At 68.6% G+C, this 24,819-nt stretch carries 22 protein-coding genes; 17 read left to right on the top strand and 5 right to left on the bottom strand.

The window, feature by feature from the left end:
- Positions 1-246 precede the first annotated feature (246 nt).
- From HFP15_RS25095 to HFP15_RS25075, 5 genes are all read left to right on the top strand, one after another.
- Positions 247-1,161, top strand: coding sequence for a branched-chain amino acid ABC transporter permease (locus HFP15_RS25095; protein WP_168519198.1), 915 nt, complete (start codon positions 247-249; stop codon positions 1,159-1,161).
- Positions 1,158-2,828, top strand: a complete 1,671-nt coding sequence (locus HFP15_RS25090) for a branched-chain amino acid ABC transporter ATP-binding protein/permease (RefSeq protein WP_168519197.1) — start codon at positions 1,158-1,160, stop codon at positions 2,826-2,828. Before HFP15_RS25095 ends, HFP15_RS25090 begins: the two co-directional genes overlap by 4 nt.
- Positions 2,825-3,520: an ABC transporter ATP-binding protein gene (locus tag HFP15_RS25085; protein WP_168519196.1), complete on the top strand. Its 696-nt coding sequence runs from the start codon at positions 2,825-2,827 to the stop codon at positions 3,518-3,520. The genes HFP15_RS25090 and HFP15_RS25085 overlap by 4 nt, the downstream gene beginning before the upstream one ends.
- A 4-nt stretch (positions 3,521-3,524) precedes the next feature.
- Positions 3,525-4,775, top strand: coding sequence for a YbfB/YjiJ family MFS transporter (locus tag HFP15_RS25080; RefSeq protein WP_168519195.1), 1,251 nt, complete (start codon positions 3,525-3,527; stop codon positions 4,773-4,775).
- A gap of 163 nt (positions 4,776-4,938) precedes the next feature.
- Positions 4,939-5,463, top strand: coding sequence for a nuclear transport factor 2 family protein (locus tag HFP15_RS25075; RefSeq protein ID WP_168519194.1), 525 nt, complete (start codon positions 4,939-4,941; stop codon positions 5,461-5,463).
- Between the two features lies 1 nt (position 5,464).
- Here the strand turns inward: HFP15_RS25075 and HFP15_RS25070 are convergent, their stop codons facing one another.
- Complete coding sequence (locus tag HFP15_RS25070; RefSeq protein WP_168519193.1) at positions 5,465-6,583, bottom strand: NDMA-dependent alcohol dehydrogenase; 1,119 nt, start codon at positions 6,581-6,583, stop codon at positions 5,465-5,467.
- A gap of 316 nt (positions 6,584-6,899) precedes the next feature.
- Between HFP15_RS25070 and HFP15_RS25065 the strand changes: the two genes are divergently transcribed.
- The 6 genes from HFP15_RS25065 (at position 6,900) to HFP15_RS25040 (ending at position 14,747) form a co-directional block, all read left to right on the top strand.
- Positions 6,900-7,220: a Zn-ribbon domain-containing OB-fold protein gene (locus tag HFP15_RS25065; RefSeq protein ID WP_168519192.1), complete on the top strand. Its 321-nt coding sequence runs from the start codon at positions 6,900-6,902 to the stop codon at positions 7,218-7,220.
- A 17-nt stretch (positions 7,221-7,237) separates the two neighbouring features.
- Complete coding sequence (locus HFP15_RS25060; RefSeq protein WP_210717820.1) at positions 7,238-8,383, top strand: thiolase family protein; 1,146 nt, start codon at positions 7,238-7,240, stop codon at positions 8,381-8,383.
- Positions 8,384-8,439: 56 nt separating this feature from the next.
- On the top strand, positions 8,440-9,129 hold the full coding sequence (locus tag HFP15_RS25055) for a GntR family transcriptional regulator (protein ID WP_168519190.1): 690 nt from the start codon (positions 8,440-8,442) through the stop codon (positions 9,127-9,129).
- Positions 9,130-9,246: 117 nt separating this feature from the next.
- Complete coding sequence (locus HFP15_RS25050) at positions 9,247-12,114, top strand: FAD-binding and (Fe-S)-binding domain-containing protein (RefSeq protein ID WP_168519189.1); 2,868 nt, start codon at positions 9,247-9,249, stop codon at positions 12,112-12,114.
- A gap of 33 nt (positions 12,115-12,147) precedes the next feature.
- Positions 12,148-12,954 carry a GntR family transcriptional regulator gene (locus HFP15_RS25045; protein WP_168519188.1) on the top strand — a complete coding sequence of 269 codons (807 nt, stop codon included), beginning with the start codon at positions 12,148-12,150 and terminating at the stop codon, positions 12,952-12,954.
- A gap of 140 nt (positions 12,955-13,094) precedes the next feature.
- On the top strand, positions 13,095-14,747 hold the full coding sequence (locus HFP15_RS25040) for an amidase (RefSeq protein ID WP_168519187.1): 1,653 nt from the start codon (positions 13,095-13,097) through the stop codon (positions 14,745-14,747).
- A gap of 41 nt (positions 14,748-14,788) precedes the next feature.
- On the opposite strand, the gene HFP15_RS25035 is transcribed toward HFP15_RS25040, so the two are convergent.
- The 3 genes from HFP15_RS25035 to HFP15_RS25025 are packed head-to-tail and all read right to left on the bottom strand — an operon-like array spanning position 14,789 to position 17,027.
- Positions 14,789-15,571 (bottom strand): SDR family NAD(P)-dependent oxidoreductase, encoded by a 783-nt coding sequence (locus tag HFP15_RS25035; RefSeq protein WP_168519186.1) that lies wholly within the window; start codon positions 15,569-15,571, stop codon positions 14,789-14,791.
- Complete coding sequence (locus HFP15_RS25030) at positions 15,568-15,948, bottom strand: metal-sulfur cluster assembly factor (RefSeq protein ID WP_168519185.1); 381 nt, start codon at positions 15,946-15,948, stop codon at positions 15,568-15,570. The genes HFP15_RS25035 and HFP15_RS25030 overlap by 4 nt, the downstream gene beginning before the upstream one ends.
- Complete coding sequence (locus HFP15_RS25025; RefSeq protein ID WP_168519184.1) at positions 15,945-17,027, bottom strand: amidohydrolase family protein; 1,083 nt, start codon at positions 17,025-17,027, stop codon at positions 15,945-15,947. The genes HFP15_RS25030 and HFP15_RS25025 overlap by 4 nt, the downstream gene beginning before the upstream one ends.
- Before the next feature lie 195 nt (positions 17,028-17,222).
- Between HFP15_RS25025 and HFP15_RS25020 the strand changes: the two genes are divergently transcribed.
- Positions 17,223-18,005: a helix-turn-helix transcriptional regulator gene (locus HFP15_RS25020; protein WP_168519183.1), complete on the top strand. Its 783-nt coding sequence runs from the start codon at positions 17,223-17,225 to the stop codon at positions 18,003-18,005.
- A gap of 7 nt (positions 18,006-18,012) precedes the next feature.
- On the opposite strand, the gene HFP15_RS25015 is transcribed toward HFP15_RS25020, so the two are convergent.
- Positions 18,013-19,041 carry a zinc-binding dehydrogenase gene (locus tag HFP15_RS25015; protein ID WP_168519182.1) on the bottom strand — a complete coding sequence of 343 codons (1,029 nt, stop codon included), beginning with the start codon at positions 19,039-19,041 and terminating at the stop codon, positions 18,013-18,015.
- Between the two features lie 229 nt (positions 19,042-19,270).
- On the opposite strand from HFP15_RS25015, the gene HFP15_RS25010 reads away from it, so the two are divergent.
- The 5 genes from HFP15_RS25010 (at position 19,271) to HFP15_RS24990 (ending at position 24,815) form a co-directional block, all read left to right on the top strand.
- Entirely contained in the window at positions 19,271-19,507 is a 237-nt protein-coding gene (locus HFP15_RS25010; RefSeq protein WP_168519181.1) for a hypothetical protein, read from the top strand.
- An 86-nt stretch (positions 19,508-19,593) separates the two neighbouring features.
- On the top strand, positions 19,594-20,769 hold the full coding sequence (locus tag HFP15_RS25005) for an NAD(P)/FAD-dependent oxidoreductase (protein WP_168519180.1): 1,176 nt from the start codon (positions 19,594-19,596) through the stop codon (positions 20,767-20,769).
- A complete protein-coding gene (locus HFP15_RS25000) occupies positions 20,769-21,923 on the top strand; it encodes a thiolase C-terminal domain-containing protein (protein WP_168519179.1) in 1,155 nt (384 codons plus the stop codon). The genes HFP15_RS25005 and HFP15_RS25000 overlap by 1 nt, the downstream gene beginning before the upstream one ends.
- Before the next feature lie 41 nt (positions 21,924-21,964).
- A complete protein-coding gene (locus HFP15_RS24995; protein WP_168519178.1) occupies positions 21,965-23,611 on the top strand; it encodes a class I adenylate-forming enzyme family protein in 1,647 nt (548 codons plus the stop codon).
- On the top strand, positions 23,604-24,815 hold the full coding sequence (locus tag HFP15_RS24990; protein WP_168519177.1) for an acetyl-CoA C-acetyltransferase: 1,212 nt from the start codon (positions 23,604-23,606) through the stop codon (positions 24,813-24,815). Before HFP15_RS24995 ends, HFP15_RS24990 begins: the two co-directional genes overlap by 8 nt.
- Positions 24,816-24,819 lie beyond the last annotated feature (4 nt).

Below are 24,819 nucleotides of genomic sequence, written 5' to 3'. Positions count from 1 at the left end.
GTCAATGGCCGGTCGGCGATGTTGCCGAAGTGTTACCGGAGGACCGTTTCTCCTGCGTAGGACCTTGCCGAGCGTATTCGAGGGCGCACATTGCGGCGTCGCTTGACGGTGTGAAGGTGATCCAAGTAGCCTCGCTCCATTCGCAATCTCTGATTTATGATCAAAGATGGCCACGGCTTGCCAGGTGTCAGCGCCGCGTTTTCGCTGGCAGGCACGCAAGGGGCTGACGGAAGGGGTTCGGAGCGAGTGGAACTACAGCTCACCCTCGTTTTCAACGGCATTGTGGCGGGATGTGTCTATCTCCTGTTCACCGCCGGCTTCACGCTGCTGTTCGGGACGTTCCGGACCGTGAACCTCGCCCAGGGCGCGATTCTGGTGTTCGGCGGTTTTGTCGGCATTTTCTTCGACAACACGCTCAAAACCCCACTGATCGTCTCGATCGTCGCGGCGGCTGTCGGGGCCGGCCTGCTCACCGTCGTGATGGACCTCGTCGTGCTACGGCCGATCGGGCGTGCGGCGGCGGCGGGGAGCCCGCACCAGGTCGGGAATGACTTCGGGCCGATGATCGTGACCCTGTCCTTCGCGGCGATCATCTACGCGGTCCTGATCCTGCTCTACGGGCACGAGTCATATTCGTTCACCGACGCAGGGTGGTTCCTCGGACCGGCGTTCGGCATCGTGTCCCGGCTCGATATCGCACTCCTGATCGTCACCGCCCTTTTCGTGTTCGCGCTGTGGTTCGTCATCAACAAGACCAGGGCGGGGGCGCGGATCCGTGCAGTGGCCGAGGACCGGGTCATGGCCGCCGGCGTCGGCGTCCGGCCCAGCCTGGTCAGCATCGCCACGTTCTTCGTCGCCGGTGCGCTCGCGGGCATCGGTGGCGTGCTGATCGGAGTGCAGTACAGCAACATGAACGTCGCCGTCGGAGACAGCTATCTGCTGATCGCTTTCGTCATCGCCACCGTCGGCGGTCTCGGCAGCCTGGCGGGTACCGCGATCGCGTCGTTCATCATCGGGATCCTGCAACAGGTCGGTGGCGCCCATCTGAGCCAGCCGGGGGTCAACCTGATCATCTACGGGCTGCTCTTCCTCACGCTGATCGTGCGACCCTCCGGCATTCTCGGCGACAAGGTCCTGACCCAGGCGGTGAGCCGTTCATGATCGACTTCAGTATTCTCACCGGTTCCGCCTTCTTGCAGGCGTTCCTGCTCATGGTGCTCGCCGCCTACAGTCAGTACGTCGTGCTCCGCGCGGGTGTGTACTCGGTCGCGACGGTCGGTTTCATGGCCATCGGTGCCTACACCACCGCTATCGCGACGACGCGGTACCACATGCCCGCGATCGCCGCGGTGCTCTTGTCGATCGTGCTCACCGTGGTCGTCGGAGCGATCGTCGGGCGGCTCATCGAGAAGTTGCGGGGCGCGTATCAGGCGATCGCGACGCTCGCGTTCGTCATCATCGTTCAGCTCGTCATCTTCATGTGGAACAGCTTCACCGGAGGGTTCTTCGGCATCATCGGCATCCCGTTCTGGGCCGACGAGACCGTCCTGTGGATTCTCGCGGCGGTCGTCCTGGTCGCTGTGGTCGGCGTGGAGCTGACCTCGCTCGGGCGCCGTCAGCGCGCGTCCTTCCACGACGAGGTCGCCGCGGCGGCATGCGGTGTCGACGTTGCACGGACGAAGCTCTGGGCGGTGATGATCAGTGCCGGTCTCGGCGGCCTGGCCGGTGCCGCGAACGCAGGCAACCAGCTCGCCGTCGACACCTCGCTGTACGGGTTCTCACTCGTCATCGTGGTGCTTTCCGCGGTCGTCATCGGTGGCAGCCGGTCGTTCCTCGGGCCGATCGTAGGGGCCTACGTCGCGACGGCCCTGCCGCTGCTGCTCAAGGAGTACGCCACGTTCTCGGGAATGGCCGTCGCGATCGTGACGATCCTGATCATGATCCTGTTGCCCCGTGGGGTGACGTCGCCGATCCCGGTCGACGCGGCCTGGCTCCACCGGAAGCTGCGCCGCCGTGCCAGGTCCGGGTCGGGCGATGCGCACGTGATCAAGGCCGGCGATGGGATCGCCCGGCACCTCGTGGCCGAGAACGTGACGCGCCATTACGGGGCGGTCAAGGCGGTCAGCGGCGTCTCCTTCGACGTCGAGACCGGCAAGGTCGTCGGGCTCATCGGACCGAACGGAGCGGGGAAGACCACGGTGATGAACCTCGTCGCCGGACTGGCCAAATTGGACAGTGGGACGATCACGCTCGGCGGGACGCCGATCGACACGCTGCCGTCGTTCCGGATCGCGCGGCTCGGGATCGGCCGCACATTCCAGACGTGCCGGCTCATCGCCGAGAGCACCGTGTGGGAGAACGTATTGCTCGCCGCCGCATCCGGCCGCTCCCGTTCCCAGCGCCGCCGGGTGTCCGACCGGGAGCGCGTATGGGGCGCCTTGGAGATGGCCGGATGCCTCGACATCGCGGACCGGATCGCGACAGACCTGCCCTACACCTTCCAGCGGCGGGTCGAGATCGCGCGGGCGCTCGCGACCGAGCCCGGCCTCGTGCTGCTGGACGAGCCGGCGGCCGGTATGCCCGAATCCGAAGCAGAACAGCTGGCGGTCATCGTCGGAGCGATCGCGGCCTCGGGCATCGGAGTCCTTGTCATCGACCACAACGTGGGGTGGATCTGCTCGATCTCCGATTACGTGCTGGTGCAGAACTTCGGCGTCACGATCGCCGCCGGCGCACCCGGCACGATCGTCGACAACCCCGCGGTGATCGACGCGTACCTGGGCGCCGCCGAAGATCGCGGCGACCCTCAGCCGGCGGGAGTCGAATGATGCTCGAAGTCGAGAACCTGTCCGTGGCCTACAAGGGGATTCACGCGGTGAACGGCATCTCCTTCACGGTTCCCGCGGGGGGTATCACCTGCATGATCGGGCGCAACGGGGCGGGTAAGTCCTCCACGGTGGGAGCCATCGCGGGGTTCGTGAAGGCCTCCGGTGGCAGGGTCGTGCTCGACGGGCGCGACCTCACGCACACGTCCACCGCCGGGCGTTCGCGCGCAGGCGTCGCGCTCGTTCCGGAGAACCGCCGGATCTTCGGCACGCTCACCGCGGCGGAGAACGTCATGCTCGGGGCACCGTCGAGTCGCGGCGACGCGCAGGCCCGCTTTGCGGAGATCCTCGAGCTCTTCCCGGCGATCAGGACCTTCCAGGGCAGGGGAGGTCATCAGCTCTCCGGCGGTGAGCAGCAGATGGTCGCGATCAGCCGGGCGCTCATGTGCAGCCCCAAAGTGCTCATTCTCGACGAGCCGAGCCTCGGGCTGGCGCCGATCGTGGTGAAGGCGGTGTTCGCCGCCATCGAGGAGCTGGCGTCGGCCGGCCAGGCGATCCTGCTGATCGAGCAGAACGGGCGGGCGGCACTGCGGATCTCCCAGCGGGCCTACGCGATGTCGCTGGGACAGGTGCACGAGCTGGACCACCGCTCCGCCGGGTTCGACGAGCGCGAACTGCACGCGCTCTATCTCTGAAGGAGTGCGATGGGGGAGGAACGCGCCGCGGCTGCCGTCGTGGGCGCCCCCGTTCGCGTTGGTGGTGCTCGCGGCGGCGGTCTCGCAGGTTTTCGGCAGGCTGACGTTCGCGGTCCTGCTGCCACAGATGACCGCGGACTATCTGGGCGACTACCAGAGTGCGGGGATCGCGAGCGCCACGAACCTCGCCGCCTACGTCAGCGGCACGGCTTTGCTCATGGCGTGTGGCGGCCGGTACACCGGCATCCGGGTACTGCGCCTTGGGCTCGCGGTGACGCTCGGTGGCCTGGTGGCCGTCGCTGTCGTGTCGTCGTTTCCCGCGCTTTGCGTCGCTCAGGCGTTCCTCGGCTTGGGTGGCGCCGGGATCTGGCTCGCCTGTGCGCCGATCGCGGCCGATCATGCCCCGGAAGGGCGGACGGGCGTGGCGATGGGCGCGATGTTCGCGGGAATCGGGTTCGGGATCGCGGCCAACGGCGGCATCGTGTGGTGCGTCGAGCACCTGCTTGGGCCGGGGCAGTGGCGTGTGGTCTGGTGGATCGCCGCGGCCGTCACGAGCCTGACGCTCGCGCTGGCCACGCGGGTGCCGCGCCGGGCAGCTGCCCGGCCGCACAGAGGCGCGGGCAGGCCGGGGCCCAGGTCGCCGGCTCGACGTTTGGTGCGTGTCCTCTGGTTGGCGTGCCTGGCCTACCTCGCGTATGGCATCGCGTACGGTACCTATGCCACCTTCCTTACCGCCGCCTTGCACGAGCGCTGGGGCCTCGACGTAGCCACCTCCGCCAATCTCTATTCGCTGATGGGTCCCCTGAACCTGGTGGGGGCGTTGCTGCTCGGACGAGCCTCGGACTCGCGGGTGGGCAGGCTGCCGACGATCGTCGCCGGGTTCGTCGCGATGGCCATCGCGTCCGCGGCAGTGGCGACCGGGCCGCCCGTTGTCGCGATGGTCTCGCCCGTCGTGTTCGGCCTGGTGATGAGCGGGATCGCGGCCGCCGTGACCGCATACGTGCTCGAGACGCTGCCGCCCATGGACACGGGGACGGCCTATGCGTCGGTGACACTCGCCGCGGCCAGCGGGCAGGTGATTGCGCCGCTGGCCGGGGGGCGCCTCGCCGATTCGGCCGCGGGGTTCACCGCGACCTATGGGATGGGATCCGGTGCGGCGCTCTGCGGTGCCATCGCGATGTTGCTTTTTGTCCGGCGGATGCGGGCGCGAACGGTCACCGGCGAAGGTCTTGCCGACGAGCGGCATCAGGCTTAGCGTATCTGTGGTCAATGACATGCGATCGGAATGATGCGGCGCCGTCACAGGGCGGGTCGCACAACCGCTCGGAGTCGCCCGTGCGCTGCGGGCGGCATGGCCTGAGTCCGAAGACTGCCGCGTTACCGGGGCGCAGTCAACTGTGGTTCAAAGGAGTTCAATGATGAATTTCGCCGCCACATCGGCAGCTGACCCCCGTCGGCCGCTCGGGCAGCGCCCGGACGCCGCGGCAATCGAGCAGTCGTTCCTCCGCCGGTTCGCCACCGACTGGTTCGATGCCTGGAACTCGCGCGACACCGACCGGGTCCTCGCCCTGGTCCACCCGGATGTGATCTGGGAGGATTCCGCGTTCTGGCGCGAGCCGATCGAGGGGCGGAAGAACGTTCGCGCTTACGTTGAGCGGATCTGGCAGATCATGCCGGATGTGGAGTTCGAGGAGATCCAGTCCTTCACCGCGCCCTCGGACGGGCGAGGGGTGCTGCTGTATCGCCACCGCGGCAGCGGTCCTCCCGGCGTAGCGCCGGACCGCCGATTCGACGTGACCGGCTGCGTGGTCTTCATGGAGTTCGTCGACGGACTGCTGTCGTGGTACGTGACGCAATATGATCTGAACGAGATCAAGCGGCAGCTCGGCACGTTCGCGGGCACTCACGGGCCCGGCGGGCCCGAGGTCGCCGCCACCGCGTAGATCACGGGTACACGATCACCCCGCGGATGTTGCGGCCGTCGAGCATGTCCTGGTAGCCCTTGTTGATCTCGTCGAGGCTGTAGGTGGTCGTGATCACCTCGTCGAGCAGCAACTGGCCCGCGGTGTACATCGACAGCATCTTCCTGATGTCCCACATGGGTGCGACCCCACCGAACATCGAGCCCTGGATTCGCTTCTGGAACACGGTGAACTCATAGACCGGGATGTCCATCCCGACGTGCTTGGTGTCCCCGAGAGCGGTGATCACGCAGATGCCGCCCTTGCGCAGCGAGGCGTACGCGTCGGCGATGTGCGCCGGCTGCAGCTCGCCGACGGTGATGATCGTCGTATCGGCACCCTGCCCGTTGGTCAGGTGCTTGGCGAGGTCCGTCGCTTCGGCGATGGACTCGCAGGCGTGGGTCGCGCCGAATGTCGTGGCCATCTCGCGCTTGAACGGCACGGGGTCGACGGCGATGAGGTTGGTCGCGCCGGCGTGGCGGGCGCCCTGCAACGCGAACGACCCGATTCCGCCCGCGCCCATGACGATCGTCGTGTCGCCCGGCCGGACCTCGCCCATATTAACGGCCGAACCCCAGCCGGTGTTCACGCCACAGCCGACCAGACATGCCCTGTCGAGTGGAACGCTCGGGTCGATCTTTACCGCGGAGGTCACCCCGACCGTGGTGTATTCGGCGAAGGTCGATACGCCACACCACTGGCCGACCGGCTGCCCGGCAAGGGACATGCGGTAGCTCGTCGGATCGTCGAACCGGGCCCCGTAGAGGAGACTCGCGTTGAGGTCGCAGAGGTTCCCACGACCGGTGGCGCACATCCGGCAGCGGCCGCACGACGGGAGAGCGGACAACACGACGTGGTCGCCCACCGCCCAGCCAGGAGTGTTGGGACCCACCTCGACGACGGTTCCCGCTCCCTCGTGCCCGCAGCACATCGGCAGCCGCTCGACGTGGTGCGTGCCCGCCGCGATGCTGTAGTCGGATCGGCACAGACCGGATGCGGCGACCCGCACGGTCAGTTCCCCTTGGCGAGGACCGTCGAGTTCGAGCTCCACCAGCTCGAACTCACCCGGAGTGGACCGCAACACCGCGCCACGCACCTTCATGAAATGTCTCCTGCGGTTTCGGGACGACGTGCGTGCACGCCGCTGACGAGTCACATCGCTCACTGATGACCACCACTCGCGTGATTGATATGTGGTGTGTGATCAAATCTAATGCTAGGATCCGCGTACACGGCGGTCAACTGCTGATCCGGTGTCCGCCCACTGCGGCTCGGCGCCGTGCACGAATTCGCGCCGACATCGACGATTGGGGATACGTGTGACCGACGCCCGCTCCGTGGCTCCGACGTTTCTGGGTCGTTCGTCCAGTGGTCGCTGGCAGTTGCTCGGGCGACGCTGCGGCGACTGCGGTGAGACGTTGTTCGGACGGGATGACGTCTTGTGCCTGCGCTGCGGGAGCGACGCGCTCGCCGACATCGGGCTCGGTGATCGCGGGACGCTGTGGGCCTTCACGGTCCTGCGGAACCCGCCGCCCGGCGACCGGCGGGCAGCCGCCATCTCTCGCGTGCCGCAACCACTCGGCCTGGTCGAACTCGACGGCATGGCGGTCCGCGTCATGGCAAGGATCGACGTGGATGTCGACCGGCTCGAGATCGGGCTGCCGCTGCGGCTCGCCGGCTCGGAACTGTACGTGGACGGCGGCGCGCCGGTGGTCGGCTACTCGTTCGAGGAGGCATGAGCGTGTCCGCTGAGCACGTGGTCGTCGCCGGGGTGGGCATGCACCCGTTCGGCAGGTTCGAGGGGGTCACTCCCGCGCAGATGGGCCAGCTCGCGGTTACCCGGGCGCTCGCCGATGCCGGAATGCGGTGGGCAGACGTCGACGCCGCGTATTTCGCGAGCATGTACCTTCCGGCCACCTCTGGCGCCCGCACGCTCAAGCCGCTGGGCGCGACCGGTATCCCGATCAGCGACGTCGAGGCGGCCTGTGCCAGCGGCGGCGTGGCCCTGAAGCAGGCGATACTCGGGCTTCGCGCGGGTGAGTACGACTGTGTGGCCGTCGTGGGTGTCGAGAAGATGCCGCGCGGGTTCATGGATCCGGCGATGATCTTCGAGCCGTGGCAGATCGAGCTCGGCCTCTCGGTGAACCCGAGCTACTGGGCGATGCGCGCGAGCCGGCACATGCACGAGTATGGGACGACCGAGACCCAGATTGCGAAAGTCGCGGTCAAGAATCACCGCAACAGCGTGCACAACGAGAACGCGATGTATCGCAAGGAGTTCAGCCTTGACGAAATCCTCGCGTCGCCGCTGGTGTGCGATCCGATCAGGCTCCTCGAGATTTGCGCCCCCAACGAGGGTGCGGCGGCGGTCATCCTGACCCGCGGCGACAGGCCGGCGCCGGACCCGCGACCGGAGATAACGATCGCGGGATGTGCGCAGGTGCTGGCCGGCTTCTCCGCGGACTGGCGGGCACCGATGCACTCGCTCAGTGCTCGCGCGGACGACGCCGTACCGCCGACGAGCAAGGCCGCGGAGAAGGCTTACGCCGAGGCCGGGATCGGGCCCGACGACATCGACTGCTTCGAAGTTCAGGACACCGACGCGTTCTCCGAACTGGAGGCGTACGAACATCTGGGGCTGTGCCGGCCCGGTGAGGGAGGGCGGTTGATCGACGAGGGGGTGACGGATATCGGTGGTCCGAAACCGGTAAACGCCAGTGGTGGTCTGATAAGCAAGGGGGAGCCTGTCGGCGCGTCCCATCTCGGGCAGGTCGTGGAGATCGTGCGGCAGCTTCGCGGCGAGGCCCGACCGCGGCAGGTGAGTGGGGCCGCGACGGGCCTGGCGCATGTGCTGGGCGCTGCCGGGAACTGCGCTGTGACGATACTGCGCAGGTCAGCGTGAGATTGAGCAAGACGAGCCAGCTTGACTTGTGATTAAGTCAAAAATAAGCTTCGCCCGTGTCCGGCCCTCAATTCCTCCAGCCACCCCAGCGGCAACGAAAGACCTCGGACTGGATTGTCGACTGGCTGCGTGATGCCATCATTTCCGGCCAGTTGCGCCCGGGTGAGCCGCTGAAGCTGGTCGCGCTCGCCAAACAGGCCGAGGTCAGCACGACTCCGATCCGCGAGGCGCTGAGCAGGTTGCGTGATGAGGGCCTCGTCGTCGGTGACTCGCACCGCACGTTCCAGGTCGCGGCGCTGACACTCGAGGAGATCCGCGACTACTACCTGCTGCACGCCTTCCTCTCGGGCGTGCTGGCCGAACGCGCCGCCAAGACCTTGTCGCAAGCCGACCTGCAGCGTCTGCACGAACTGGATGACCTCATTCGCGAACGGAACGAGGCCGGCGATATGGCGGGTCTGCACGAGGCCAACTTCGAGTTCCACCGTTTGATCAACAAGTCGGCCACCGACGTGCTGCGGCGGTTCGTAACGGTCACGACCAGGCTGGTATCGCGCCGTTCGAATCCGAACGTGGAGGGCTGGACGCACTCGATCGAGGATCACGCCGCCATCCTGAAGGCACTCGACGTGCGCGACGGCGCCGCGGCGCGGTATGCGATGGAGCGCCACATACACAACGTCGGTCAAGCGGTCGTGGAGGATCTTCAGCAGCGGGGGCTCGACGGAGTGACCGCGAGCGCGTGAGTTCACCTCGCCCGAGGACCTCCGGCCTGTAGCGTTCCTCTCTTGCGCTCCCTTATGGTGCGCAATGCTCGTAATATCTTTTGTCAAATACCATATTCGGCAGGAGATGGGGAGCGCATGGTCGACCAAACAGAGCTTTCGGCCGCCTTGCGGGGAGCCGGTCTGCGCGATGTGGCGGACGACCCGGCCACGTGCGCGGCCTACTCCTCCGACGCCTCGCTCTACCGGCTCAAGCCCGCGGTGGTGGTGCGGCCACGGGCCGCCGACGAGGTGCTCGACGTCCTGGCCGTATGCCGTGAGCTCGGTGTCCCTGTGGTTGCGCGAGGTGCCGGGACCTCGGTGGCCGGCAACGCCGTCGGCGCTGGTGTGGTGCTGGACTTCAGCCGGCACATGGACCGCGTGATCGAAATCGACCCGGACGCGCGGACGGCGGTGGTGCAGCCCGGGGTGGTGCAGGCCCGCCTCCAGCGAGCGACCGCGGCCCACGGCCTGCGGTTCGGACCGGATCCGTCCACCTCGTCGCGGTGCACCATCGGCGGCATGATCGGCAACGACGCCTGTGGCACGCGGAGCCTGGCTTACGGCCGCACATCGGAAAACGTCCTCGGGCTGGATCTGGTGACCGCGAGTGGCGAGCTGCTCCGGCTGTCCAGGCAGGGCCGGCCAGGGCAGCGGCCAAGGGTGATCGACGCGCTCGACCACGTCGTCCGCGGCGATCTCGCCACCATACGCACGGAGTTCGGCCGACTGCGCCGGCAAGTGTCGGGTTACGCACTGGAGAACCTGCTGCCGGAGCGCGGTTTCGACGTCGCGCGCACCATCGTCGGCAGCGAGGGCACACTCGGCCTGGTCACGCAGGCGACGGTGCGTCTTGTCACCGAGCCCGCGCACCGGGTGCTGGTCGCGCTGGGGTTCGCCGACATCGCCGCGGCGGGTGACGCTGCCGCGGCGACACTGCCGTTCGACCCGACCGCCTGTGAGGGGCTCGACGCCCGGATCGTGGACGTCCTGCGAGCACGTCGCGGCGAGCAGGCCGTGCCCGAGCTACCCCGAGGTGCGGCTTGGCTGTTCGTCGAGCTGGCGGGCGACGACCGCGCCGAGTTGCGCGGCCGGGCGGCGGAACTCGCTCGTGCGTGTGACGTGATCGACTCGGCTGTGGTCGACGATCCGGTACGAGCGGCGGCGCTGTGGCGGATCCGCGCGGACGGTGCGGGGCTCGCCGGGCGCAGCCCAGCCGGATTGCCCGCTCATGCGGGCTGGGAGGACGCGGCCGTGCCGCCTGAGCGACTCGGGGACTACCTGCGGGACTTCGACCGTCTGATGCGGGAGTCCGGCGTGACCGGCTTGCCGTACGGCCATTTCGGCGACGGGTGTCTGCATATCCGCATCGACCTCCCGCTGGGCCGCGCCGGAGGCGTGTCGGTGTTCCGGTCGTTCATCGAGGCGGCGGCGACGCTGGTGGCGGGCTATGGCGGCTCGTTCTCCGGCGAGCACGGCGATGGCCGGGCGCGCAGCGAGTTGCTCCCGAGGATGTATTCGCCCGCCGCGATCCGCCTGTTCGGTCAGGTCAAGGCGGTCTTCGATCCGGAGAACCTGCTCAACCCCGGCGTTCTGGTCGACCCACGCCCGCTGGACGCGGACCTGCGGGTCCCGGCCGCGTTGCCCCGGCGCACCGGCCTGGCCTGGGCGTACACAGAGGACGGTGGCGACTTCACACAGGCGGTGCACCGGTGCACCGGGGTCGGCAAGTGCCGGGCCGACAACTCCGCCGCGGGCGGCGTGATGTGCCCGTCCTACCTTGCCACCAGGAACGAAAAGGACTCGACCCGCGGCCGCGCCCGGGTACTTCAGGAAATGCTCAGCGGCTCCGCAACGGTGGACGGGTGGGGATCTCCTGCGGTCCGCGATGCGCTCGACCTGTGCCTGGCGTGTAAGGGCTGCGCCTCGGACTGTCCCACCGGCGTCGATATGGCGATGTACAAGGCCGAAGCGTTGTATCAGGCCTACAAGGGCCGGATCCGGCCCATGTCGCACTACACGCTCGGCTGGCTGCCACGCTGGTCCCGGCTGGCCGGCCGGATGCCACGGGTCGTCAACGCCGGTGCCCGGATGCCAGTCATCGGTCCGCTGGCGCTGTCGGCCGCCGGTGTCGACCCGCGACGGCGCGTCCCGGACTACGCGCGGGAGAGTTTCCGGTCGTGGTTCGCCCGCACCACCGCGCAACGCCGGCCCGGCGGGGCCCCCGTCGTACTGTTCGTCGACTCGTTCACGAACTGGTTCAGTCCAGAGGTCGGGGTCGCGACCGTGCGGGTGCTCGAGGCCGCAGGGTACCGGCCGCGGCTGACCTCGCGGCAAGAGTGCTGTGGCCTGACCTGGATTTCCACCGGGCAGCTCGATGCGGCGAAGAAGATCCTGGGCCGAACTGTCACTGCGCTGCGCGAGGCGGCAGCGCCGGGCACGCCGGTGGTGGGGGTGGAACCGTCGTGCACCGCGGTGCTGCGTTCAGACGCCGTCGAGTTGCTCGCCACGGATGTGGCCAAGGAAATCCGCTCCGCCACGCGGACGCTGGCCGAGCTGCTCGCCGAGCGTGGCTGGGAACCGCCGTCCTTGACTGGCCGCCAGGTGGTGGCGCAACCGCATTGCCATCACCACGCCGTCCTGGGCTGGGACGCAGACGCGGCGCTCCTCGACCGGACCGGCGCCGACGTCGAGCGCCTGTCCGGATGCTGCGGGCTCGCCGGGAACTTCGGTGTCGAGAAGGGGCACTATGACGTCTCCGTCGCGGTTGCCCGGCAACAGCTGTTGCCCGCGGTCGAGCGAGTTTCCCCTGGCGTGGCCGTTTTGGCCGATGGGTTCTCGTGCCGGACGCAGCTCGCCGACCTCGCGGGACGGCGGGGTATGCATCTCGCGCAGCTGCTCGCGGAGGGGATCGATGAGTCCACTGTGTACCCAACTGTCGATTCCCAGCGTGGGCGCCTCCAGTAGGATGACGGCACCGAGCGGACGCTGGAGGGCCCGATGGCGGGACACGACGGAGCGGATCGTCTCGACCTGTTCGACGCGGCCCGCGCACGCGGACGGCTGAGCACGCAGCGCGCCCGGCCGCACGCCGATCACGCGGCACGCCGGATGCGGGACCTGTTGCGTGCGGGCATCGTGCGGAACGGGACCGTCGGCGGGAGGCTTCCGTCCGAGCAGGAGCTGATGAGCGAATACGGCGCCTCGCGGGCGACTGTCCGGCAGGCGCTCGGACTGTTGCGGGACGAGGGTCTCGTCACGCGGCTGCACGGCCGCGGAACCCGGGTGCTCGATCTCCCCGCCTTGATGTCGTTGCGTGAGTATCACGGTGTCGAGGACCCGGCCGTCGCGGACATGCTCGGCGGCCCGATCCGCTCGACCGTGCTCGAGGAACGGATGGTGCCCGCCCCGGCGGAGCTGGCGAGCTTGCTCGGCCGGACCGCGGGGGAGCAGGTGCTGTGCGTCGACTACATCGCGTCGGTCGCGGAGCGGCCTTTCGCTGTGGCCACCGACTACGTACGGCGGCCACAGGCGCAGGCGGTGGCGGAGGTGCCGTTCCGATCGGACTGGTTCGTCCGGCTGGCGGATGCCGGCCTCGTCGTAGCGGACACGGAGTGTCTTTTCGAAGCCGCACTGGCCGATGCGCACGATGCCGACCTGCTCGGGCTGCGGCCGGGTGACCCGGTCATGGTCGCGGAACAGGTGGTCCGCGATCACGCCGGCGAGATCTTCAACGTGGCGCTCGTCCGGTCGGCCGGGCGGCGGATGACACTCCACGCCCGCCTGCGGCGGGACCCGGCTGACTGAGCCGCTGTTGCGGCGCAACCGTCCCGCGCCGACGCCCGCCGTGCAGGTCGGGGCGGGCACAAGTCAGGCCGCGGCGGCGCAATCGTGGCGTGATGCGGCCGAAACAAGCGCGTGACGACCGGCGCGGAGCCTTCCAGGGCATGGCTGCCCCGACCGTCGAGCGGGCCGACGCCCGCACCGATCCGCCGCTGACCCTGTCCGACGCGTTGCGCGCTCTCGACGCGGGCGAGACGACCAGCACCCGGCTGACCGAGGCGGCGCTGGCCGCCGCCGACCGTGACGACGCGGTGCTCGGCGTCTTCATGTCGCGCTTCACCGACGCCGCACTCGCCGCGGCCCGTGCGGCCGACGAGGCTCGTGCCGCGGGAGTCCGCCTGCCGTTGCTCGGGATCCCGGTGGGGATCAAGGACATCATCGCGGCCGAGGGTGGTGAGACCACCGCGCAGAGCCTGGTGCTCGACCGCGCGTGGGCCGACGGCGACGCGCCGGCCGTGGCCAGGTTGCGGGCGGCGGGTGCGGTGATCGTCGGCAAGACGACGACGATGGAGTTCGCCTTCGGTACGCCGGATCCGGAAAAGCCCTTCCCGATCCCGCGCAATCCGTGGGACGTCGCGCGCTGGACGGGCGGATCGAGTTCGGGCTCGGCGGCAGGCGTCGCGGGGGGCATGTTCCTGGGCGCGCTCGGCACTGATACCGGTGCCAGTGTGCGGATGCCCGCGGCGCTGTGTGGAATCACGGGCCTGAAGCCGACCTTCGGCCGGGTCCCGAAATCCGGGGTCGTCCCACTCGGGTACTCGTGCGACTGCGTCGGCCCGATGGCCCGGTCCGCCGAGGACTGCGCGAAACTGCTCACCGTGCTCGCCGGAGCGGATCCGGCGGACCGATCGTCGGTCGCCGAGCCCGTGCCGGACTATCTGAACTCGCCGGGCGGTGATCTCGCCGGACTGCGAATCGGGTATGACGCCCAGACAGCCGTATCGGGCGCGGCCCGCGACGGCGCGGTCGATGGCTGTCTCGAGGCGGCGCTGGACATCCTGCGCTCCCGCGGCGCGAAGGTCGTGCCGGTCCAGCTGCCCTTGTACTGGGAGGTCACCTCGGCGACCTTGCTGACCATCCTCGGCGAGGCTGCCGCCTACCATGCGCCCGACCTGCGCGACCGCTGGTCCGACTTCTTCGCCTCGACGCGCGTTGGGCTCGGCATGTCCGCGTTCGTTTCGGCGGCGGATCTGGTGCAGGCGCTACGCGTCCGGCGAGCCGGCCAGCTCGCGCTGGGCGAGTTGTGGGACGAGTTCGACGTATTGATCACGCCGACCGTTGCCGCCCCGGCGCCACCGCTGGAAAACGCCGCCGACTACATCGGCACCATCTTCGCCAGGAGCGACCTCACATACCTCACGGCGTACTGGAACGGGCTGGGTAATCCTGTCCTCACCGTCCCGGTCGGCTTCTCGGCGGCTGGGCTTCCGCTCGCGATGCAGGTCGCGGGCCGGCCCTTCGCCGAGGACACGGTGCTGCGCGTGGGCGCCGCGTATCAGGCGGTGACCGATTGGCATCTCGCCCGCCCGGCGCCGGTCCCGGACTCGGTCGACGCGCCGCGGCCCGCCGCGACCCAGCCGCTGCCGGATCCGTCGGCGCCCGCGCTCGCCCTCCTGGAGCTGGCCGGCATGGGGATCCCCGACGCTGAACTCCCGGCTGTCGCCGCGGCGTTCTCTCTGGTCCGCGGGCACGCGGATCGCATCCGGGACGTGCCGGGGACGAGGTACGCAGACCCGGCGGCGGTGTTCCGCGCCTGAGATGGGGCTGGCACCCTCCGGCGCACCCGCGGCCCAGTTCGTCAGAGGTACTTGCTCAGGTCGGGATAGCCGGTGATCTCCCATCCGCCGTCGACGACCAGGCTCGTTCCGGTGATGTAGCGTGCGTCATCGCTGGCCAGGTAGAGCGCGGGGCCCGCAATGTCGCCGGTGTCGGCGGGGCGGCCGAGCGGGATCCTGCCGATGAAGTCGGCGCGCAGCTGCGGGTGCGCGAGGAAGCCGGCCGTGGCGGGCGTGTCGACCAGCCCCGGCAGGATGGCGTTGACCCTGATGCCATGTCGTGCCAGCTCGAGAGCGGCGTTCTTCGTGAGCATCTCGGCGCCCGCCTTGGCCGCGGCATAGGGGCTCCCGCCGAACATCGGAACATGGGCGTTGAGCGAGGAGATGAGGACGATCGCGCCGCCGCCGTCGCGGCGCATGAGCCGCGCTTCGTGCTTGGCGCTGAGGAACTGACCTTTGAGCACGAGGTCGACGGTGTAGTCCCAGTCGTTCTCGGCCAGTTCCGCGACCGGACCCAGGCGGGCCGAGCCGGCGACGTTGAACGCCACGTGCAGCGCTCCCCAGGTCTTGTCGGCGACGTGCACCATGTGCTCGACCTGGTCTTCGACCGTAACGTCGGTGGGCACGCCGGCGAAGGCGTCCCCGAGCTCGTCCCCGAGTGCCTTGAGCCCATCGGCGGCGATATCGCCACCGACCACCCTGGCGCCCTCGGCGACCAGACGCCGGGTGATGCCGGCGCCGATGCCGGAAGCCGCGCCGGTCACCACCGCGACCTTGCCCGCGAACCGATCCGTCGTGGCCGTCATGATCCGGCCCCGCTCTTCGCGGCGGGTCGCGACATCAGCAGCTCCAGGTGCAGCCGGCGTCGGCGGCGCGCGTTCTCGTCGATGCGGTCGGGTGTCCACTCCAGACCGGCGTCGCCGAGCACTTCGACCTCGGTCACCCCGGGGAGCGGGTCGAGCAGACGCCTCGCCTCGGCGACGAAGTGCTCCAGCATCATGCAAGTAGGTGAGGTCAGGCAGAGTTGTACGCGGACATGTCCGTCCTCGACGTCGATGCCTTTGACCAGGCCCATCTCGACAATGTTCATGGGGTTGGCCGAACCCACGCTGCACGGATCGATGATCTCGCGTAGCCGCACGTCGATCAGCTGCCGGAGACGAGCCGGGTCGCCGGACCTCATAGGACAGCCACCTTTGTCGTCGAGTAGGCGGGCACCGAAACGTCGGCGCCGTCGAACTCGTCGCCGGCTGCGCCGGCGGCGAGCTTGCCGAGGTCGAGGCCCGCCATCCGGGCATAGTTGCGGCCGAGGATGTTCGCCTTGGTCTCTTCGGTGATCTGCGGGACCGAGCTGAACAGGCCGCCGGAGTTCTCCAGCAGGTCCTGCGGGAACTGGAAACGGTCGAACGCGTCCAGCAGAAGCCGCGGGTGTGCCCCCATCGCACCCGTCGCCCAGACCATCCGGTCGAGCACCGGCGGCCCGCCGACACTGCACAGCCCGAGCATCAACGACGCGAAGGTCCGCGGCTTCGCGGCGAGGATGAAGCTGAGGCCTTCGAGATTCACCCAGACGTTCGGGAACCGGGCGAGCAGCCACGCGGTCTCCTCGACGAACGCCACCCCGCCGTGCACGATCTCGAAGTTCAGGTCGGGGAACGCCGCCGCGGCGGCGTCGAGGTCGTCGACCTTGTAGGACTCCATGGGTACGTCACCGAAGGGGATGGCCTTGTGGATCGCGATGGTGCGGACGCCATGGTGGCGAGCCCGCTCGAAGAAGGGGAACGCGATCTCGGGGTCGCCCATCCGCCAGCCCTCGTGGTACCCCCGTGTCCAGCTGGACGGGTAGAGCTTGAGGCCGGCCGGGGACAGCAACTCGACCTGCCGGTCGAACTCCGCGAGTGCCGCGGCGCCGCCGAGCGGGTCGACGGTCGCGTAGGTCCGGAAGCGGGACGGCCACCGCCGTACGATCGCTGCCGCCTTCTCGACCGACGTCATGCCGTCGTGGTACGCACCGATCGGGGTTGGGTGAAAGACGGCGAAGTCGGTGGCGCTCTCGCGGAACAGGAGACCGGCCACCTCGTCGATGTCCCAGTCCCGGATCCACCGCTCGGGCGCGACGGCGTAGTCGGGCGGCACGTTGACGCCCGCTACCGCGTACACCATCTGACTGATCGCATCCGCTGTCGGCCGTACCGCGTAGTTCGACACGTCCAGGTTGTAAGCGTGCACCACACTGTCGATGACGAACTTTTCGTTGAGCATCAGATCGCCTCATTCCGATCAAGGAGCCTGTAGCCAACGTAGAAGGTCGTACCGGCGGCGCGGCAGTGCACGAAGGTGGACGGGCGACAACGGCGGCTGTGCGGATCCTTGGCCGTCAAGTGAATAGGCACTAATATCGCAAAGCTGTGTCCGCCTGGGCCGGAACTGCTGTTCGCCACGATGGGGTGGGGATAGATGGTCGAAACGACGACTCGACGCCTGCGGCGCGACCGGCTGTCCGTCGGTGCGTACGAACGCGTCTTCGGTGTTCTGGAGCAATGCGACGGTGCCGCGTCGGTCGACGATTTCAAGGAGAGGTTGGTCGAAGCTCTGCCCTCGGCCTACCGGATTCGGTACGCCAGCGTGTTCGTCGGCCCGACCCTCCACGCGGCGCTCGCCGATCGGCACGCCGTGATCTCCGACCGCGCACGCGCCGATCGCATGTACGAGCTGTACCTGGAACGCTGGAGCTGGTGCGACGTGTACCGCACACCGGCCGCCGTTGACCGGCTCGTCCACAAGGGAATGGCCGTATTGAGCTCGATGGTCCATATTCCGCTCGAATCGCGGCGCTACGTCGAGAGTTTCCTCGTCCCCGCCGGGCTGACCGGCTCTGCGGCGATCCGGCTCCCGCTTGGGCCGGGGGCGGTGGCCGTGGTCGGGCTTTTCGGCCCGGACCCACGGCAGTTCGAATCGGAGGACGCATGTAGTCTCGATCTGCTCGCGCGACGCCTCGCTTCGGTTTCCCGGCTGTTGCCTTCCACTGCGGAACGCGATGTGCTCACGGGCATTCGAGGGCGGCAACGCGATGTCGCGCTGCTCGTGGGGCAGGGACTGACGAACGCGGATGTGGCAGCGCGTCTGCATCTTGCGGAGGACACCGTGAAGAAGTACGTCAGTCGCGTCCTCGCCGCCACCGGATGCCGGACGCGCACCGAGCTGGCGCTGTCCATCCGCGCGAGTACTGGTTCGAGCTGATGCGGGCTCAGGAACCGCCAATCTCCACCAGCACCTTGACCGCCCGCCCTGAGTCGAGCTGGTCGAATCCGCGCGGGACGAGCTGTTCGAACGGAATCACCTCGACCCACGTTTCGGTGGGAAAGGTCCCGGCGGCCTGCTGCCGCAGCACGTCGGGGAAGTCGTCGCGGTAGCCCATCGATCCAGTGATCGTGCGTTCGGCCATCAGCAACTGGTTGGTATCGATCGACACCGGTGCGAGGTGCGCTGCCACGATGACCATGCGGCCGTGCGGGCCTAGCACGTCGATTCCGGCAGCCACCGCATCGGGAACTCCGGCTGCGTCGACAACAGCGTCGGCGCCGGTACCCGCGAATGCCGCCAGCTGGGCCGCGAAGCCATCGGCTCCCGGGTCGATCGAGGACAAGCCGAGCTTGTCGAGCATGGCTCGCCGACTGGCCGATGGCTCGACTATGAGCAGCCGGTCAACGCCGCGTGCCCGCAGGCTCAACGCCGTTCCGAGTCCGATGGGGCCACCGCCGAACACCACCGCGGTCTGGCCGGAGGTCAACCGCGTCCTTGCCGCCGCATGCCAGGCGACCGCGAGCGGCTCGGTCAGCGCGCCTTCCAGCAGGCTGACGCCCGATGGCAGGCTGTGCACCGCGGATCGTTGCACCACGGCCGTGTCGGCGAGAAAGCCGGGGGCCATGACGCCGTAGAAGGCGGCCCCGAGGTTGTAATGGTGTTCGTCACCGGGCCTGCGGATCACCGGTTCCAGTGCGACCTGCTGACCGATGGCCACGTCCTGAACACCCTCGCCGAGCGCGGAGACCGTGCCCGAGGCCTCGTGACCCAGCGTCAACGGGCCCCGGTGCCCCGTCACCGGGTTCGCCTCATGGACCGGGATGAACAACGGGCCGTGGAAGTACTCGTGGAGGTCCGTCCCGCAGATGCCGTTGTAGGCGATCCGCACAGCTACTTCACCCGGTCCCGGCTCGGGTTCCGGCAGCTCCTCCAGTCGCACGTCCTTCTTGCCGTGAAACACCCACGCCCGCATGGCCGCTCCTTCCCGTCGCGTTGGTCAACTGTGGCGGTCCAGACGAGCGGACGGGAGTCCACAAAGGTGGACGGATCGCGATGGTCCGGTACGCCGCACTCGTCGTTGACGATGGTGCGCCCACCACTCGAGACATATAATTTTTGATCGGACAGCCGAGATGCATTTGCGGCACGGGTGCCCGTCACGGTCGGCTGTCCGATTGTGACCAGCGTGAAAGGTGGAGATCATGGCTGACTGGGTCTACGAAATGCAGCTTCCCAACGATGTTCTCGCGGACGCCGAGATGGCCGCCTATCGGAACCTGGCGGTCGAGACCTGGCGCACGGCGGCGGAGGCCGCGGGTGGGCATCCCGGGGACCCGGTGGTCGCGCTGGTCGACGCCGATCCGGCGGCCGTCCGCGCTGATCCGATTACAGGTGAGATGCCCACCCGGATCTGGCGGGTGGCCGGTCCCGTCGAGTGAGGCGATGGGCCATTGATCTGGTTGACGGGAAAACCCGCCGACGGTAACTTGTGACAAGTGATGTCTGATCAAATATACGTCATCGCATGAGCGCGAGGTCGCGGCGGATCATCGTCGTCGGGGCGTCGCTGGCGGGTGCGCACGCCGTCCATACCCTGAGGCGGGAGGGTTTCGACGGTGAAATCCTGCTGATCGGCGCGGAAGTCCACGCGCCCTACGACCGGCCTCCCTTGTCGAAGGGGTCGCTTACTGAGTCGCGGGCGTTCGACGGGCTGGGGCTGCGTTTCCTCCGCAACTGCGAGTTCGATCCGCGGTTCGGTGTCCAGGTCCGGTCGCTCGATGCGACGGCGAGGACTATCGAGCTGGCGGGCGGCGAGCGGCTCGCCTTCGACGGCCTGGTCATCGCGACCGGCAGTTCCCCGGTCCGGCTCGACCCTGAGCGGTTCCCGGCGGTCACTTACTTGCGCACGGTCGAGGACGCCGCTGCTCTCGCCGGCTGGCTTCGCGCGGCGACGGGGCCATTGGTGATCCTCGGTGCCGGCCTCATCGGGTGCGAGGTGGCGGCCACCGCGCGGGGCCTGGGCGTGGAGGTGGTCCTCGTCGACCCGCTCCTGCCGTGCGAGCGTGCGATCGGGCCTCGCGCCGGTGAGGTACTCCGCCAGATGCATGCCGAGCAGGGAGTCGCCATGTGCCTGGCTGAGACCGCTGTATGTGCGGAGCCTGACGGCAGGCTGATCTCGGTGCGCACGAGCGGCGGACGGGAGCTCGAGGCGGGTGCCGTCCTCGCGGCGATCGGTGCGCGACCCGAGACACGGTGGCTCGAAGGCAGTGGCCTGACCCTCGACGATGGCGTCGTCTGCGATGGAGAGTGCCTCGCCGCCCCCGGCATCGTGGCCGCGGGAGATGTCGCACGCTGGCGGCATCCACGGGGCCTGGCGCGGCTCGAGCACTGGAACAACGCCGTCGAGCAGGGCCGGCATGCCGCGCGGTCCCTGCTGGCGGAGCTGGACGGCAGGCCGGCTGAGCCCTACCTCCCCGTCCCGTGGTTCTGGAGCGACCAGTACGGCCACAAGATCCAGGTGGCCGGATGGGTGACGCCGGATTGCGAGCTGGAGATCGTCGAGGGCGATCCGGCAGAGTTGCGCTTCTTCGCGGAATACCGCTCGGGCGACGGTGTTGTAGCGGCGATCGGTGTCGACGCGGCGAAATCGTTCAACGCCTGGCTCGCGGAGCCCGGCCGCGCCACGGCGGGGATGCGCTGATGGCCGGCGATCCGTTGCGTGACAAGGCGGCCATTACCGGTATCGGCGCCACGGAGTTCTCGCGCGACTCCGGGGCGACCGTCGCGCGCCTGGCTTTGCGGGCGTGCTCGGCCGCGATCGCCGACGCCGGCTTGACTCGCGACGATATCGACGGCCTGGTGTGCTTCCACGACAACGACTCCAGTCTGACCCGCGACGTCGCGACCGCACTCGGTCTAGGAAAGCTGCGCTGGTGGTCGGACGCCTCGGTGGGGGGCAACTTCGCGTGCGCCGCCGTCGCCCAGGCGGCGATGGCGATCGCCACCGGCATGGCCCGGCACGTGCTGGTGTACCGGGCCATGAACGGTCGGTCCGGCAAGCGCATGGGCCAGTTCGGCGGAGGCCGTTCCTCAGGCGCTTATCAGTTCCTGGCGCCCTACGGTTTCAGCACGCCGGCGCAGATCTTCGGCATGTTCGCACGCCGGCATATGCACGAGTACGGCACGACCAAGGAGGACCTCGGGCACGTCGCGATCACGCTGCGGGCCCACGCGGCCCTCAACGAGCGAGCCGTGAAGCGGGATCCGCTGACGATGGAGCAGTACCTGTCGGCCAGGGTGATCGCGGACCCGTTCAGTCTCTACGACTGCTGCCAGGAAACCGACGGTGCTGTCGCGTTGCTGCTGAGCCCCGCGGACGAGAGCCGTGACATGCCGCACCAGCCCGTGTACGTGCATGCCGCCGTACACGGAGCGGGAAACGCACCGCGCCTGCCGTTCGACCGCTGGGACGATTTCGCGCACAGCTGCTTCGGCCGGCTCGGCGACGAGCTGTTCGCCAAGGCCGATTGTGCCAGGGAAGACGTGGATTTCGCGTGCCTGTACGACGCGTTCACCTTCGAGGTGATTCACCAGCTGGAAGAGATCGGCTTCTGCAAGCCGGGCGAGGCCGCGGGCTTTGTTCGCGAAGGCAACATCGCGCTCGGCGGCCGCCTGCCGGTCAACCCGCACGGTGGGTTGCTGAGCGAAGGCTACATCCATGGTCTGAACCACTCGGTGGAAGCCGTGGAGCAGTTGCGTGGCAACGGTGGTGCGCGGCAGGTGCCGGACGCCGAACTGGCGCTCGTGACGGCCTACGGATTCGTGTCCGGCGGGCTCTTACTGCTCCGGCGCTGACGGGTCGCGGCGAGCGGGAAACACGGTGACGAGAGGGTGAAATGGCAGACACGACGGCAGGTCCCCGCACCTATGCGCGCACGGTCGGCGAAATTCTCGATCGCGCGGCCGATCGTCGCCCCGAGGGGCTCGCACTACTGATCGGCGACCGCCGGTTGACCTACCACGAGCTGCGCCGGGAGGCCGAGGACCTCGCGGCCGGGCTACTCGCCGCCGGGGTGCGCCCAGGGGATCGCGTGTGCCTGTTCGCGCCGAACATCGCCGAGTCCTATGTCGCGCTCTTCGCGACAGCAAAGGCGGGTGCGGTGTTCGTACCGGTCAATCCGAGGCTGACCGAGCGGGAGCTGCGCCAGGTGCTGATCGCATCCGAGGCGACGACCCTGTTGTTCGTCCCGCAGTGGCAGGGGATCGACTACATCGAGCGGCTGCGCGGGCTGTTTCCCGGGCTGGGCGGGCACGACCAGGCCGGTAGCGCCGGAAACGTGCGACTGCTGGTAGCCCTGCGCGGCCAGAATCCCGGTGCGAGGACCTATTCCGAGCTCGTCGGGCTCGGCCGTAGCCCGGCGCACCGCGCCGCGCTGTCCGCCGCCGCAGCAGGAACATCGCCGGAGGACGCGGTGTTCCTGCAGTTCACCTCGGGCACGACGTCAACTCCCAAGGCCGCGCTGCTCGCGCACGGAGCGACCACGCGCATGTCCCACGAGCTGGGTGCGCGGTTCGCCCTCACGGTGGAGGACCGCTACTTCGGCTGCCCGCCGATCTGTCACCTCGGCGGGACGACGTTCTCGTTCCTTTCCGTCATGAGCCGCGCGGCCACGTTCGTCACACTGCCGGTTTTCGCGGCCGATGACGCACTGTCTACAATGGAGCGTGAACGCTGCACGGTCCTCCACGGCATCGACAGCCATCTGCGGCTGCTCATGGCGAGTCCGGGGTTCGATCCGGTCCGGCTTCCGTTGCGCTTGGTGTCGGTGTCCGCGGTGGCTCAGACGGTGCAGGAGGTGGCCGGCGCCTTCGGTGCGGCTGTCGTGATCTCGCAGTACGGATCGACCGAGACCGGTGGAGCACCGATCTGCGCGGCCGCGCAGGACCCTGCTTCAGCGCGCCTGGGAACCGTCGGGCGACCGCTGCCCGGGATCACGGCGGTTGCCGTGTCACCGGAGTCGGGACGGTTACTCGGGGCAGGCGAGGTCGGTGAGATCCGAATTGGCGGCTGGAGCCTGATGATGGGCTACCTCGGCCAGCCGGAAGCCACCGCGGCCCTGATCGACGACGATGGGCGGCTGCGGACCGGGGACCTCGGTTACGTCGACGAAGCCGGCTTCCTGCATTTCACCGGACGATTGAAGAACATGTTGCGGACGGGCGGCGAGAACGTGTCCGTGGAAGAGGTGGAGTCGGTGTTGAGCGCCTACCCCGGCGTGACCATGGCGGTGGTGGTCGGCGTACCCGACGGCAGGCTGGGTGAGGTCGGTTTCGCCTACCTGCTGTGCGACCGTTCGGTCGACGCCGAACGGGTCCGCGAGTACTGCCTGACACAGCTCGCCAAGTTCAAGGTGCCGCGGCATTTCGAGATCCGCGGTCCCGGCCGGTTGCCGATGACGGCGAGCGGGAAGGTCCAGCGTAAGGATCTCCAGAAGAGCGCGCGGGCAGCCATCGGCCTAGCGACGGAGGACGTACATGCGTGACGTGGTGATCTGCGAACCGGTGCGGACGCCGGTGGGCGGGTTCGGCGGCTCCTTACGGGACGTGTCGGTCACGACGCTGGCCTCGACGGTGATCGCGGCGCTGATGAAGCGAACCGGCTTGCCGCCGGAGTCGGTGGACGACGTGCTGTTGGGCAACTGTTACCCGACGATGGACTCGCCGGCGCTGGGGCGGGTGGCGGCATTGGACGCGGGCCTGCCGGTGACCGCCTCTGGGTTGCAGATCGACCGGCGGTGCGGTTCCGGGCTGCAGGCTGTGCTGTACGCGGCGATGCAGGTGCAGACCGGCGCCAGCGATGTGGTGCTGGCCGGTGGGGCGGAGTCCATGTCGACCGCCGCCTTCTATTCGACGTCGATGCGCTGGGGCGCCAAGGCCGGATCCGGGGTGATGCTGCACGATTCGCTGGCCCGTGGCCGGGTGACGGCGGGCGGGGCGAACCACCCGGTGGCCGGCGGGATGATCGAGACAGCGGAGAACCTGCGCCGCGAATATTCGATTCCCCGCGCCGAACAGGACGAGTTCGCGGTGCGCTCGCACCAGCGGGCAGCAGCCGCGCAGGCCGAGGGCCGGTTCGCGGACGAGATCGTCCCGGTCACGGTCAAAGGGCGAAAAGTGGACACGGTCGTGGAGCGTGACGAGCACATCCGCCCGGACTCGACCGTCGAGACCTTGGCGAGGTTACGCCCGATCATGGGCGCCCAGGACGAGGCCGCGACGGTGACGGCGGGCAACGCGTCGGGGCAGAACGACGGTGCCGCGGTCTGCGTGGTCACGTCCCCGGAAAAGGCCGCGGAGCTCGGCTTGCGCCCGCTGGTCAAGCTCGTGTCGTGGGGCGTGGGCGGCGTGCCGCCCAAGACGATGGGGATCGGGCCGGTCCCCGCCGTGGCGAAGGCTCTGCACGTGGCCGAGGTGGCGTTCAAAGAGGTCGGCCTGATCGAGCTGAACGAAGCGTTCGCCGCGCAGGTGCTCGCGTGCACGCGGGAGTGGGGATTCACTCCCGCCGACTTCGACCGCCTGAACGTCAACGGCTCGGGGATCTCGCTCGGCCACCCCGTTGGGGCGACCGGCGGGCGCATTCTGGCCACCCTGGCGCGGGAGATGGTTCGCCGAGACGCCCGCTACGGGCTGGAGACCATGTGTATCGGCGGCGGGCAGGGACTCGCCGCCTTATTCGAGCTCGTGTGAAACG

Source organism: Amycolatopsis acididurans (assembly GCF_012328925.1).
Classification (GTDB): domain Bacteria; phylum Actinomycetota; class Actinomycetes; order Mycobacteriales; family Pseudonocardiaceae; genus Amycolatopsis_E; species Amycolatopsis_E acididurans.
Note: the sequence above shows the minus strand (reverse complement) of the source record. Positions and strands in the feature narration are given on the sequence as shown.